Source organism: Sorangium sp. So ce119, from assembly GCF_051524405.1.
GTDB lineage: Bacteria > Myxococcota_A > Polyangia > Polyangiales > Polyangiaceae > Sorangium > Sorangium cellulosum_G.
In genome coordinates this window covers 5,492,203-5,505,175 of sequence record NZ_CP150310.1, presented here as the reverse complement: position 1 = coordinate 5,505,175, position 12,973 = coordinate 5,492,203, and the positions used below count along the sequence as shown (strand labels likewise).

Genomic DNA, 12,973 nt, shown 5'->3' with positions numbered 1-12,973 from the left:
ACCACAGAGGCACAGAGGGCACAGAGGACAGAGATAGAGAGAATTTTTTTCTCTCCTCTCCCCTCTGTGCCCTCTGTGCCTCTGTGGTTCGTCTCTCTGCCGTTTGATCAGTCGTCGCGGGGCTCCACGGGGAGGCCGGCGTTCTTGCGGAGGGTGGCGCGGAGGGCGTCGAACGCCTCGCGGTAGCTCTTCTGGGCGGCGGCGATGCGCTCGTCCATCGTCTCGTCGATCTGCTTCGCCTGGGTCGCGGAGGCGTCGAGCATCGCCTTGCTGCGGCCGAGCTCCGCGATGCGCGCGTCCGAGGCCTTCTTCTCCTCGTCGGTGCGCTTGCCGGACGACTGGAACGCGCGCTCCGCCGCGACGGCCTCGTCGATCGACGCCTTGATCGCCTCGATCTCCTCGAGCATCCGGCGGAGCCGCAGCTTGTGCTCGACCATGTCGATGTGCACGAGGTAGCTCGTGAAGCTCACGGCGTCGGCCTGCTTCTCGAGCGCCGCGGCGTTCTCCTTGCCGAGCGAGGCGCGGTGGCGATCGATGCGGCGGTGCGCCTCGTTGCGGTCGCGGACGTACTTCTCGAGCTGGCGCTCGACGCCCTCCTCGAGCGCGTGGGACGTGGCGCCGGTGACGTCGACGTCGCAGCCCTTCTGCTTGACGACATACTGCGCGGCGCCGCTCACCTTGCGGGTGAGGTCCTCCTTGTTGTCGTTGAAGAACGCCACGGCGCCGTCCACGGCGCGCACGCGCTCCACGTAGTCGTAGCTCCGGCCAGCAGCGTCCGCCTGCTCGATGACGTCGACCACCACCTTCCAGTCCGGCTCCTTGAGCTGGTCCGGGTAGCCCTGGAACTGGTCGGCGGTGCGCTTCGCGATGTCCTCGCGATCGCTGAGCGACGTGGCCGTGGCCTGCAGCTCGGCCGGATAGCGCTCCGCGTAGCCGCTCTGCGAGGCCGAGGAGGCGATCTCGGGCTCCGGCTTGGGAGCGCTGCAACCGAGCGCAAAGAGGTGGCCGGCCAGGAAGAGCGCGCCGGCGACGAGGCGGGGTCGGGTCATAAGCGGACGCCTATACTCCAACTCCACCCGGCCGGTCGAGCCCGCGCGCCGACCCCGGAGCGCCGCCGAGGAGACCTTGTGTCCGGAGGGGCCGATCGGGAGATCGCGCTCGCCGGGAGCGGCGGAGAGCGCACGTGGGGCGCGCGCCGCGAAAGGCGGCGATCACGCCTCGGATCGGTCGTGGACGAGCAGGCCTTCGGCGAGATAGTTCCGCTCCGGGCCGTCTATCGTCAGGTTGAAAATATCCACCCTGCCTGCGGAAGGCGCGGGGCGATGCGCCGTGACGGAGAGCTCGCGCCGGAAACCCCGCGGCGTCACGACCCGCGTGCCGCGCGCGAAGCAGCTCGCCAGGGTACCGGAATCGCTTCCCTTTTCGTCACCCCCTTGGCATCGTCGCGGTTCTGTCCGGCGCGGCAGGTCGCCGCTCGAGGCGCGGGAAGACGGTTGTTCGATCTCGGCATCTCGGGCGCCGGAGCCGGTCACGGCGGCGTTGATTCCTTGACGAGAGGATGTGCGGTATGGGAGCTTTGAAAGACAAGGTCGTCATTGTCACCGGCGCGAGCTCGGGCATCGGCAGGGAGACGGCCGTCGCGCTCGCCGCAGAGGGCGCCAGGGTCGTCGCGACCGCGCGGCGCGAGGCGCAGGGGCGCGCGCTCGTCGCCGAGGTCAAGGACCGCGGCGGAGAGATCACCTGGGTCACCGCCGACATGCGGGTCGAGCGCGACATCCAGGCGCTCGTGGACGCCGCGCTCTCCACCTATGGCCGCCTCGACGGCAGCTTCAACAACGCGGGCTGCGGCAGCTTTGCGCCGCTCGCCGAGACGACCAACGACGACTACGACATCGTGATGGACACCAACCTTCGCGGCACCTTCTGGTGCATGAAGCACCAGATCAAGGCCATGCTCGCGGGCGGCGGGGGCTCCATCGTCAACTGCGCCTCGGTGGCCGTGTCGCGCTTCTACCCCGGCCTCTCCGCCTACAGCGCCGCCAAGGCGGGTATCGTCGCGCTGACGCGCACCGCCGCGGTCGAGTACGCGCAGAAGGGCATCCGCGTGAACGTGGTGAGCCCCGGCATCATCGAGTCGGACATGTCCAGGGCGGGCTTCCACCTCGACCAGCCCGCGGGCCGCGCCTTCGCCTCGTCGCTCCACGCGATGAACCGCGTCGGCAAGGTCGAGGAGGTGGCCGCGACCGTCGCGTTCCTCCTCAGCGACAAGGCGTCGTTCATCACCGGCCAGGACCTCGCCATCGACGGCGGCAGCCTCTCGGCGGCGTGGCCCGTGAACTACGCGGGCGCCGGCTGAGCCGCGCTCCACCGCAGAGCCCGGCCCCACCGCGGCCCGAGGCTCGGGGCATAGCGACGTGCGCCGGGCGCACCATACTGCGGCCATGCGTCAGCCTGAACCTGAACCGGCGCCGCTCCCCGCGGCCGCCGATCGCAGGCGACGGGCGGCCTCCCGCCCGGCGCTGCTGCGGGCGCTCCGCCACCGGAACTACCAGCTCTTCTTCTCCGGGCAGCTCGTCTCGCTGGTCGGCACCTGGATGCAGTCGGTGGCGCAGTCGTGGCTCGTCTACCGCCTCACGGGCTCGTCGCTGCTGCTCGGCACGGTCGGGTTCGCCACGCAGATCCCGGTGTTCGTGCTCGCCCCGATCGGGGGCGCGGTGGCCGATCGGCGGAGCCGCCACCGCATCCTCGTCGCCACGCAGTCGGCCGCGATGGTGCTCGCGCTCGGGCTCGCCGCGCTCACGATGAGCGGGCGCGTCGAGGTCGCGCACATCCTCGGGTTCAGCGTGCTCCTCGGCGTGGTGAACGCCTTCGACATCCCGGCGCGGCAGGCGTTCGTGGTCGAGATGGTGGGCCGGGAGGACCTCGCGAACGCGATCGCGCTGAACTCGTCGATGTTCAACGGCGCGCGGATCGTCGGGCCGGCGGTGGCCGGCATCCTGGTCGGCGCGATCGGCGAGGCGTGGTGCTTCCTCGCGAACGGGCTGAGCTTCCTCGCGGTCATCGGGAGCCTGCTGGCGATGCGCGTCCCGCCCCGGCCGCCCGCCGCGGCGCGCGCCTCGGCGCTCGCGGAGACGGGCGAGGGCTTCCGGTTCGTGGCGCGCACGCGGGCGGTCCGCGCGCTCCTGCTGCTGCTCGGCGTCGTGAGCGTCACCGCGATGCCGTACGCGGTGCTGATGCCGATCTTCGCCGACCGGATCCTCCGCGGCGGGGCGCAGGGGCTCGGCATCCTGATGGGCGCGTCGGGCGTGGGCGCGCTGCTCGGCGCGCTGGCCCTCGCGAGCCGCAGGCGGCTGCGGGGCCTGGGCCACTGGGTCGCCGGCGCGTGCGCGGGGTTCGGGGTGGCGCTCGGGCTGTTCGCGCTGTCGCGCTCGTTCTGGCTGTCGGCGGCGCTGCTCGTGCCCGTGGGCTTCTCGATGATGGTGCAGATGGCGGGGTCGAACACGCTCGTGCAGGCGATGGTGCCGGACGCGCTGCGCGGCCGCGTCATGGCGGTCTACGCGATGATGTTCATGGGGATGGCCCCGCTCGGCGCGCTGCTCGCGGGCTGGCTCGCGGACCGGATCGGCGCGCCCGCGACGGTCGCCTCCGGCGGCGCCTGCTGCGTGGTCGCGGCGGCGGTGTTCGCGACGCGGCTCCCCGGGCTGCGGCAGGAGGCGCGGGAGCTCATCATCGCGCAGCAGATGGCCGCCGGGACGCCGTCGGAGCAGCTCACGCAGGCGGTCGCGGTGAAGGCCCCGACGGGCGGGCAGGACGCGGCGCGGCCGGCGTGAGCGCGGGCGGCGGACGGGGGCGGCGCGCGCCGGCACCTGGCGTGCACGCAGCGAACCGCGGCGCGCGTGTGCGGGAGATGCACGGCGCGCGTCGGCCGAGGGAGGGGAACCATGGGGCGCGATGACAAGGCGCGGTCCGAACCGCAGGCGCAGGGCAAGGGGCGAGTCGACGAGGTCGATCAGTCGAAGGGGATCTTCCGGCTCGACGGGCCGCATCCGAAGGACGCCGAGCTGCGCGCGCCGGGCACGCTCGGCGGCGGTCCCTACGAGGAGTCGGGGCGCGGAGGCCCTGCCGGCTCGCTCGAGGCGCGCGACCCCAGCGTCACGGCCGCGGGCGCGGCGGCTCCGCAGGAGGAGCCGCCGGAGCCGGAGGGCGGCGCGGCTGAAGCGGAAGAGGCGCAGCCGGTGGGGGCGCTGCCGCAGCATGTCGAGCGGAGCCCGGAGGAGCGCAGGCCCGAGGGGCAGGGGTAGGGAGGGGCGCGGAGCTGCCTCCTGGGGGTCGCCTGGGGCGGGGGGCGTGGTAGCATGCACCCATGAGCGTGCTGGACCCTTCGGAGCTGGAGACGATCCTCGCCGCAGCGCGACGTCTGCCCCGGAAGGCGCAGGCCGAGCTCGCCGAAACGCTCCTGCGCGAGGCCGGGGCGCCCGCCGTCGAGCCGTCCGGCCAGCCGGGGCTCGAGGCGTTACGAGGGATGAGCGAGACGGAGCTCGTTGCGCTGTCCAGCTCCGTTGTCGCTCCCGGGCGCCAGCGACGGATGAAGGCGCTCCTGCGAAGAAATTCTCGGGGTGAGCTCGACGAGGGCGAGCGGCAGGAGCTCGACGCGTTGCTGGAAGAGGTCGACCGCATCGCCCTGTTGAAGGCCAGGGCGGCGTACACGCTCGCCCAGGTTGGACGCCGCCGCACGGCCGCGGCGTGACCGCGGGCCGGATCGCCCTCCGGCTACGCAAGCTGATCCTCGCCCGCGATGCCGGCCGGTGCGCGTTCTGCCGCTGCGCCGAGAGCCTGATCGGCGTGACGTTCGAGATCGATCATGTCGTGCCCCGATCCGCGGGCGGCACGACGTCGCTCGACAACCTCTGCCTTTGTTGCCCGACGTGCAACCGCCACAAGGCAGCGCGCACGCACGCCGTGGACCCGACCACCGGAGAGAGCGCTCCGCTGTTTCATCCCATCCACGACACATGGCAGGAGCACTTTTGGTGGCGCGAGGGCGCGACGCTCCTCGTCGGATGCACGGCGGCCGGACGCACGACGGTGGCGGCTCTCCACATGAATCGACCCGTGATGGTCGAGCTTCGTCGTTACTGGGCAGCGACCGGTCTCCATCCACCGCCGGAACGTGCCGTGTAGAGTTCCCAGGCTCTCCGGCACCCCGGGCCCGGCAGTATCGAGCCGGCGCGATCGGCCCTCGACCTGGCCTGAGGAGGTCGAGGGCCGATCGCGCCGGCGCCTCGCGCGCTCACCGCCGCGGGGCTGCGCCGCTGGCGACGCCGAGGGCGACGTACTTGCTGAAGGTGCCGAGCACGCCCATCTTGTCACGGAAGTTCTTCATGAGCCGGTCGGGCAAGACCAGCTCGTCGAGCAGGAAGCCGCTGAACGCGGACAGCGCGCCCGTGAGCGCGTCGCCCCGCCGCCCCGCCGCGTCGAGCGCCTTCTCGTAGCCGATACCCCACGCGAGCAGACCCCCGGCGAGCGTCGCGATGCCTACAGGCGTGACCACCGGATCGAACCGGTCGCTCACGCGGCGCCCCCCGACCCCGACCGCCGTCGCCATCGCGTTCATGGACGCCCACGGCGAGCCGCGCTTGAGGGTGGACGCTGCCATCATCGTGCACATCGTCGCCGCCGTCATCACGGCGCCGGTCCGCAGCCCGCGCGTGACGATCTCGCGCATCGGGGTCCCCTGCCGAGGGCGCTGCTCCGCTGCGGGAGCCGTCGGCCGCGGCGCCTGGGGCATCGCCTCGGGCGGCAGGGCGGTCGCCTCGGGCGGCAGGGCGGTCGCCTCGGGCGGCAGGGCGGTCGCTTCCGGCGGCACGGCCGCCGCCTGGACACGCGGCGACGTCCCCTGGGAGGGAGGGATCAGCGCCTCCGGCTGGTCCGTCTCCGTGCCTCCCTGGCGGCCGACATGGAGGTAGTCCTCGCGGCCATCGTGGTACGTGTAGGGGACCGGCCTGGGACCCTGGTGCTCCGGCTCCGACGTGCCTGCAGCGTGTTCCGGGTTCGTTCGATTATCCATCTGACACCTTTCAGCATTTCTTCAAAACGGTTGAGCCGGGGCATGTGCCAACGCCGTGCCAGTCCCGATCTGGCCAGTGGAGAGGGGCGCGACCGCGCTGAAATGACCGTCGGCAGCACCACCGGAAGGCCATCCGCTGGAAGCTGGAAGGCCGGCGCTCGGCCGGCCCGATCATCCGTTCGCACCGGCTACATGCCGTGGTTTGGCGCTCGCATGACGTCGCCGCGGAGGATCCCATGAGCACAGCCCGCCCGTTCGCGACCGATCTCCCCACGAGGACACCGCGCGCCGTGAAGACCGCGGGGGTGCTCTTCGGCATGGGCGCGGGCGGCCTCATCGATGGCATCCTGTTTCATCAGCTCCTCCAGTGGCACCACCTGATCTGCTTCAGCTGCCACCCGGAAGCGACCATCGAGGATGTGAGGAGAAATATCTTCGCCGACGGGCTATTCAGCGTCGTTGCATTCGGCCTCACCGTGGCAGGAGTCACCAGGCTCTGGAGCGCGCTGCGCACGGGCGGGGAGCTCCTGCCAGCAAGGGCGTTTCCGGGCGCCGCCGCCGTGGGCTGGGGGGTGTTCAACCTCGTCGAGGGGGTGATTGACCACCACCTCCTCCAGATTCATCACGTCCGTCCAGGGCCGGATCAGACGGCCTGGGACCTGGCATTTCTCGCGTTCGGCGGCCTGCTCGTGCTCGGCGGCCTGCGCCTGATGCGCGAGGCGCCCCGCGGCGCGCCGGTCCGGCCGTCAGCGCGATGAACGGGCGCGGCGCGTGGCGCGCGCCGGCGCGCCGCGAGAAACGTCTCCGGGACCCGGCGTGAACGCCGGGATCACCGGGACACGCGCGCTCGTGTCACCGCGCAAGTCACCGTGTCGAGCTCCCCGCCTGCCGGCTGCGGCTCTGGCCTTATCCAGCGGACGGGCCGCTCTCGCCCTCTTCCCATGCCATCTGGACGAGGCGGCGCAGCACGGACAGCGAGGGCGCCCGCGGGGCCGTCTCCAGCGACGGGAAGGCGCAGGTGAGCTGCACCGCGGCGAACGGCGCCCTCCTGGCGACGAGCAGCTCGCAGTGGCCGCCGAACACCGCCGGGTTCCGGGGCGCCGTGTGGGGGTCCAGCGAGAGCCCCTCCGGCAGCTCAGCGAGCGCCCGCTGCAGGTCGTCGAGCTCCTCGGGCGCGAGGCGCCGCGCGCGAGGCTCTCCGGCGCAGCCCCCGCCGGCCCGGACGAGCGCGTGGCCCGCGGCCTGCGCGCGGAACGGGGCCGCCGAGGACGGGGGCAGCGAGAGCTCGACCTTGACCCAGCGGCGCCCCCCGCCGGCCGGCGCGATGCCCTCGAGCACGAGCAGCCAGTCGGGCGCCGGCGGCCGCGCCATCGCGCGCGCTGCCCACCGCCGCAGCGCCCGGGGCCCCACCCAGGGCGAGACGCCCGCGTGCCAGTCGCGGAACGCGAGCTCCTCCCGGAACGCCGCGCCCGGCAGCCACCCCCTGGCCGCCCCGAGCGACTCCCAGACCACGAGCCCCGCCGCGAACGCCGGGCCCACGCTGATGCACTGGACCAGCCCAGGAATGCAGGCCGCGGCCGCCGCGAGCACGGCGCCCCCCGCGGCGGTCGACGCGATGAGCTGGACCGCGCCGAGCCCGAGCTCCCACGGGTGGCTGCTCCGGCACTGCTGCCGCAGCTCCGCGGTGCTCAGCTCGATGGGATCGCGCACGTCGCAGGCCGCTCTGGTCATATCCTTGGTCGCCGCCGCCGCGCCCGGGCCGCGCGGCCGAGCCTCGCCAGCATACCGCGATCCGGCGGCGGGCGCCCTCACTCCGGCTCGCCGCCGGGCCCGGCGATGGCGCCGACCGTGGCCCTGGTCGCGCGCAGGTAGTCGCCCGGTGACACGAGGATCTGCGTGCCGCGCACGCCGGCCGAGACGGAGACGACATCGAAGAGCTCGATCGTCTCGTCTGCGTAAACGGGATAAGCCTTCTTCGCGCCGAGCGCAGTGACCCCGCCGCGCACGTATCCCGTGAGCGGCTGGACCTCCTTCAAGGACACGGTGTCGACCTTCCGGTCGCCCGTGAGCCGCGCCATCGCCTTCAGGTCGAGCTGGGCGTTGCCCGGCACCACAGCGAAGCAGACGCCGTGGCGATCGCCGCGCGCCACGAGCGTCTTCCACACCTGCTCCGGCGGCAGGCCGATCTTCCTCGCCACCGTGCTCGCGGTGAGGTCGCTCGGGTCGACCTCGTAGGTGCGCAGCTCGTACTGGATACCGAGGCTGTCGAGGATGCGCGCCGCGTTCGTCTTCATGGGGCCGGGCCATGCTATACGACCCGGCTGCGCCGATGACGACAGAGAAGAAGGTCCCCGAGGGTCGGTTGAACCGCTTCGTCCGCCTCGCGGGCCTCGGCGCCCGCGCGGGGGCGGCGCACCTGCTCTCGAGGCGAGTCGACGCCGCCGACGCCGCCGCGAGCGCCGCGGCGCAGGTCGCCGAGGTGCTCGGCACGATGCGCGGGCTCGCCGCCAAGGTCGGCCAGATGGCGAGCTACGTCGATGGCTTCGTCCCCGAGCCCCAGCGCGAGGCCTACGAGTCCGCGCTGCGCTCGCTCCGGGCCGCCGCGCCCACGTCGTCGCCCGCTGCCATCCGCGCGATCGTCGAGGAGGACCTCGGGGCGCCGCTGGGTGAGCTGTTCGCGGCCTGGGACGACGCGCCGTTCGCGAGCGCCTCCATCGGCCAGGTGCACCGCGCGGCGCTCGCGGACGGGCGCGAGGTCGCCGTGAAGGTCCAGCACCCGGGGATCGACCGGGCGCTCGCGAGCGATCTCGAGAACGCCGGCGTGATCCAGGCGATCGTCGGCGCCGTGGCGCCCCGGGAGCTCGACGCGAAGCGCGTGTTCGCGGAGGTGAGGGCGCGCTTCCTCGAGGAGCTCGACTACGCGCTCGAGGCGGAGCGGCAGCGCACTTTCGCGGGCGTGCACCGGGGCGATCCGGCGATCCACATCCCCGAGGTCATCGCGTCCCGCTCGGCGCGCCGGGTGCTCACCACCGAGCTCGCGCGCGGCGCCACCCTGGAAGAGGCGGCGACGCGCGACGAGCGCACCCGGCGCGCGTACGCCGAGGCGCTCTGGCGGTTCGTGTTCAAGGGCAACCTCGTGGGCGGGATGTTCAACGCGGATCCGCACCCGGGCAACTACCTCTTTCACCCGGACGGCCGGGTCACCTTCCTCGATTTCGGCTGCGTGGAGCCGCTCGACGGCGCGCGGCTCGAGCACGGGCGCGGGATGCACCTCGCCGCGCTCCGCAAGGACGAGGCGGCGTTCGCGCGGCACGCGGCGCGCATCCTCGGGACGCGCGGCGGGCGGTTCGAGGAGCTCTCGCTTTCGTACACGCGGCGGTGCTTCGAGCCGCTGTTCAGCGCGCCGTTCCGCGTCACGCGGGCCTACGTGAGGGGGCTCGTGGAGGGCGTGATGGCGATCAAGGAGCAGTTCCTGGTGAAGGACAGCGGGTTCGTGCAGCTCCCGCCGGGCATGGTGTTCCTCAACCGGCTCCAGTTCGGGTTCTACTCGGTCCTCGCGCGGCTCGACGTGGAGGCCGACTACGCGGCGGTCGAGGGCGCGTTCCTGCGGGAGGCGGGGCTGCTCGAGTAGGCGGGCCAGCGCGCCGCGATCCGGCCCGGCGTGCGCGGCCCCCTCCTCCGCCGTCAGGCGCTCCCGCGGGCGAGCTGCTCGATCGCTGCAGCGAGCAGGTCCGGGTCGACCGGCTTGGCGATGTGCGCGGCGAACCCCGCCGCCAGCGCCTGCGCCCGGTCGTCCGTGCGGGCGTAGGCCGTGACCAGCGCAGCCGGGAGCGCGGGCTCGCCCCGCTCTCCCTCCATCGCCCTGAGCCGGCGGAGCAGCTCGTAGCCGTCCAGGTCCGGCATCCCCAGGTCGCTCACCAGCACGTTCGGCCTGCCGCCGGCGTTTGCCGCCGAAAGCACCTCCAGCGCCGCCTGGGCCGACCCGACCACCGTCACCTCGGCCCCCTGCTCTCCGAGCGTGTAGGCCATCACGTGGCGGGTGTCGGGGTCGTCCTCCACGAGGAGCACCCGGAGCCCGCGCAGCGGTCGCGCGATGAAGGCAGCGCTGTCGGCGAGCGGGCCCCCCTCGGCCGGCGCGGCGGCCCTGTCCGCGGCGGGGACGACGGGGAGCGCCACCGTGAACAACGCGCCCAGCCCCTCCCCGGCGCTGGCCACGGAGAGGGTGCCGCCGTGCAGCTCGACGAGCTGGCGGCTGATGGCGAGCCCGAGCCCGAGCCCGCCCTGCCGCCGCTGCGGCGCCGTGTCGGCCTGCCGGAAGCGCTCGAACACGTACGCGAGGAACTCGCGGCTGATCCCGCGGCCCGTGTCCGCGACCGAGATGCGGAGCTCGCCCTCCTCGCGCCACACCCGGATCGAGATGCGCCCGCCCGGCGGCGTGAACTTGACGGCGTTGCTCAGCAGGTTCCAGAGCACCTGCTGGATACGGTCGGGATCGACGCGCACGAGGCCAGCCTCGGCGTCATACGCGGCTTCGAGCTGGATCCGCTTCGCCTCCGCCGCGGGGCGGACGGCCTCGACCGCCGCGCCGGCGATCTGCGCCAGATCCGTGTCCCGCGGGCGCAGGTGGAGCTTGCCCACCATCATCCGCGAGACGTCCAGCAGGTCCTCGACGAGCCGCGATTGCGCCCGGGCGCTCCGCTCGACCGCCTGCAGGCCCTGCTGCATCTTCGGCGCGTCGGCCCGGCCGCTGCCGAGGACGCGCGTCCAGAGCAGGATCGCGTTCAGCGGGTTGCGGAGCTCGTGGGACACCGTGGCGAGGAACGTGTCCTTGATCCGCACCGCGTCCTCCGCCACGGCCTGCGCCGCCTCCGCGGCGTTCCGCGCCGACCGCTCCCGCGCGATCAGATCGCGGAGCTCGCACTGCCGCCGCCGGGCCCGCAGCGCCGCCTGGACGGCCGTCACCAGGGTCAGCTCCCGGACCGGCCGATCCAGGACCGTCAGGTTGCCGGCCGCGCGCAGCGCCGCGATGGCCTCCTCGCTGGAATGCGCGAGCGGCTTCGCGTCGGCCAGCAGCACCACGGGCAGATCGGACCACGATGGCTGCGCGGACAGCGCCGCGACGAGGTCTGGCACGGCCGCGGGCGCCAGCGCCTCCTCCGTCAGCAGCACGACCCCCGCGCCCTCCCGCACGGCGGCCTCGAGCTGCTCCATGTCGCGGCACGCCACAGGCGCGATCCCTGCCCGCGCGAGGACCTGGCACAGCAGCGGCGTGTCCCGACCCACCGGCGCCAGCACCAAGGCGCGCTCGTCGCACGGTGAGGCCTCAGGCACGGCGCTGGCGCTATCCACGGCTGCCGCCCTCCTCGCTCGCCGCCATGCCCCCGTGGCTCGCCGAGCCCTGGCCAGGGCCGGTCGGCTCGGGAATGCCGGTGAGGAGATTGCGGAACTGCCGCAGCGGCGTGTCCCCGACACGTATCCCCTCGGCGCTGATGAACAGCTCCCGGATCGTCGTCTCGTGCCCGCCCTTGCGCTTCTTGATGGCCGCCACGCACCTCCGGATGCCGCCGTCCGCCTCGAAGAACCGCAGGGAGAGGATCGAGTCCGACAGGTAGCTGACGTCCACCGCCGGGATGGGGCCGACGCTCATGAACCCCTCCTGGGTCACCACGAGGAGCGTGAGCACCCCGCGGATGCTCAGGAAGTTGAGCAGCTCGTGCATCTGCACCGAGAGCAACGAGACGTCCCCCATCGTGTTGAAGTACCCCGTCACGCTGTCGATCACGACGACCTTGGCCTCGCGGTCCTCGACCGCTGCGCGGACCCTGTGCGCGAACTCTCCCGGGGTGATGTCCGTCGGATTGAGCTGCTCGATCGTCATCCGGCCGCTGTCCAGATGAGACTGCAGCGCGATACCCACCCCGATGGCCCGCGCCTTGAACGTCTCCGGGCGCTCCTCGAAGAGGAAGATGGCGGCGGCGTCGCCCTCCCGGGCGGCGGCGCAGGCGTAGACAGCGGCCAGCGTGCTCTTGCCGGCGCCGGACGGACCGATGAGCAGGCAGGCGGTGCCCAGCTCCAGCCCGCCCCCGAGCAGCCGGTCGAGCGACTCGATCCCGCTCTGAAGTCGCCGGAACTCGGCGTACTCCGCCCCTTGGCCCCCCTCCAGTCGGGGGTAGACCACCAGCCCGCCCGTCCGGATGCGGAAGTCATGGTATCCGCTCCGGAAAGGGACGCCGCGGACCTTGATCACCCGCAGGCGCCGCCGGACCTCGCCGAAGTCCCGGGCCGAGTGCTCCATGTGGATCACGCAGGCGGCGATGCTGTGAAACTCGGTGTTGAGGGGGCCCTCTCGATGCGTCTCCGACGGCCATTCGCCGATGAACAGCGCCGTGCACCCGCGCGCGACGAGGAATTGCCGGAGCATCACGATCTCCCGGTGGTACCGGGCCGAGCTGCCGGCCAGCAGGGCGATGACGCCGATCGAATCGAGGACGACCCGGCGAGGCTGGGTCTGCTCGATCACCTCGCGAAGCCGCCGGGTGAGCTCGCCGAGCTCGACGTCCGCCGTGCGCAGGACCGTCTGCTCGGCGCGGAGGTCCTCCGCGAGATCGACGGGCGACAGATCGTGCACGGTCACGCCCTCCAGCGACCACCCATGGGAGCGCGCGATCGCCTCCAGCCCTCTCCTGGTCTGGGCGAGCGTGATGTACAGCGCGCTCTCCCCGGCCTCGGCCCCGGAGAGGAGGAATTGCAGCGCGAGCGTGGTCTTGCCGGTGCCGGATGCGCCCTGGACGAGGTGCATCTCCTCGCGCGGAAACCCGCCGTGCAGGATGGAGTCCAGGCCTTCGATGCCCGAGGCTGCCTGTCTATCGGCGAGCGAGGTCGTGTGATCCCCCGGAGCTGTCATGC

General features: G+C 72.8%; 14 protein-coding genes. 7 read left to right on the top strand and 7 right to left on the bottom strand.

The window, feature by feature from the left end; genetic code table 11:
• Positions 1 to 107: 107 nt before the first annotated feature.
• On the bottom strand, positions 108 to 1,049 hold the full coding sequence (locus tag WME76_RS20640) for a hypothetical protein (RefSeq protein ID WP_437961787.1): 942 nt from the start codon (positions 1,047 to 1,049) through the stop codon (positions 108 to 110).
• A gap of 162 nt (positions 1,050 to 1,211) precedes the next feature.
• Positions 1,212 to 1,532, bottom strand: coding sequence for a hypothetical protein (locus WME76_RS20635; RefSeq protein WP_437961786.1), 321 nt, complete (start codon positions 1,530 to 1,532; stop codon positions 1,212 to 1,214).
• A 35-nt stretch (positions 1,533 to 1,567) separates the two neighbouring features.
• On the opposite strand from WME76_RS20635, the gene WME76_RS20630 reads away from it, so the two are divergent.
• From WME76_RS20630 to WME76_RS20610, 5 genes are all read left to right on the top strand, one after another.
• Positions 1,568 to 2,356, top strand: a complete 789-nt coding sequence (locus WME76_RS20630) for an SDR family NAD(P)-dependent oxidoreductase (protein ID WP_437961785.1) — start codon at positions 1,568 to 1,570, stop codon at positions 2,354 to 2,356.
• A gap of 85 nt (positions 2,357 to 2,441) precedes the next feature.
• Entirely contained in the window at positions 2,442 to 3,830 is a 1,389-nt protein-coding gene (locus tag WME76_RS20625) for an MFS transporter (RefSeq protein ID WP_437961784.1), read from the top strand.
• A gap of 111 nt (positions 3,831 to 3,941) precedes the next feature.
• The gene (locus tag WME76_RS20620) at positions 3,942 to 4,301 is read left to right on the top strand and encodes a hypothetical protein (RefSeq protein WP_437961783.1); all 360 of its coding nucleotides are present in this window, start codon (positions 3,942 to 3,944) and stop codon (positions 4,299 to 4,301) included.
• Between the two features lie 62 nt (positions 4,302 to 4,363).
• Positions 4,364 to 4,747: a hypothetical protein gene (locus tag WME76_RS20615; RefSeq protein ID WP_437961782.1), complete on the top strand. Its 384-nt coding sequence runs from the start codon at positions 4,364 to 4,366 to the stop codon at positions 4,745 to 4,747.
• Positions 4,744 to 5,181 carry an HNH endonuclease gene (locus tag WME76_RS20610; protein ID WP_437961781.1) on the top strand — a complete coding sequence of 146 codons (438 nt, stop codon included), beginning with the start codon at positions 4,744 to 4,746 and terminating at the stop codon, positions 5,179 to 5,181. Before WME76_RS20615 ends, WME76_RS20610 begins: the two co-directional genes overlap by 4 nt.
• 109 nt (positions 5,182 to 5,290) lie before the next feature.
• On the opposite strand, the gene WME76_RS20605 is transcribed toward WME76_RS20610, so the two are convergent.
• Positions 5,291 to 6,067 (bottom strand): hypothetical protein, encoded by a 777-nt coding sequence (locus WME76_RS20605; protein ID WP_437961780.1) that lies wholly within the window; start codon positions 6,065 to 6,067, stop codon positions 5,291 to 5,293.
• 236 nt (positions 6,068 to 6,303) lie between these two features.
• Between WME76_RS20605 and WME76_RS20600 the strand changes: the two genes are divergently transcribed.
• Positions 6,304 to 6,825: a DUF2243 domain-containing protein gene (locus WME76_RS20600; protein ID WP_437961779.1), complete on the top strand. Its 522-nt coding sequence runs from the start codon at positions 6,304 to 6,306 to the stop codon at positions 6,823 to 6,825.
• Positions 6,826 to 6,973: 148 nt separating this feature from the next.
• Here the strand turns inward: WME76_RS20600 and WME76_RS20595 are convergent, their stop codons facing one another.
• Both WME76_RS20595 and ybaK read right to left on the bottom strand, forming a co-directional pair.
• Complete coding sequence (locus tag WME76_RS20595; RefSeq protein WP_437961778.1) at positions 6,974 to 7,798, bottom strand: hypothetical protein; 825 nt, start codon at positions 7,796 to 7,798, stop codon at positions 6,974 to 6,976.
• 77 nt (positions 7,799 to 7,875) lie between these two features.
• On the bottom strand, positions 7,876 to 8,361 hold the full coding sequence (gene ybaK, locus WME76_RS20590) for a Cys-tRNA(Pro) deacylase (RefSeq protein ID WP_433926172.1): 486 nt from the start codon (positions 8,359 to 8,361) through the stop codon (positions 7,876 to 7,878).
• A gap of 35 nt (positions 8,362 to 8,396) precedes the next feature.
• Here ybaK and WME76_RS20585 point away from each other — a divergent pair, with 35 nt between their 5' ends.
• The gene (locus WME76_RS20585; RefSeq protein ID WP_437961777.1) at positions 8,397 to 9,698 is read left to right on the top strand and encodes an ABC1 kinase family protein; all 1,302 of its coding nucleotides are present in this window, start codon (positions 8,397 to 8,399) and stop codon (positions 9,696 to 9,698) included.
• Between the two features lie 53 nt (positions 9,699 to 9,751).
• Here WME76_RS20585 and WME76_RS20580 read toward each other — a convergent pair whose 3' ends face one another.
• The gene (locus tag WME76_RS20580) at positions 9,752 to 11,398 is read right to left on the bottom strand and encodes an ATP-binding protein (RefSeq protein WP_437961776.1); all 1,647 of its coding nucleotides are present in this window, start codon (positions 11,396 to 11,398) and stop codon (positions 9,752 to 9,754) included.
• A gap of 10 nt (positions 11,399 to 11,408) precedes the next feature.
• Complete coding sequence (locus WME76_RS20575) at positions 11,409 to 12,971, bottom strand: ATPase domain-containing protein (protein ID WP_437961775.1); 1,563 nt, start codon at positions 12,969 to 12,971, stop codon at positions 11,409 to 11,411.
• Positions 12,972 to 12,973 lie beyond the last annotated feature (2 nt).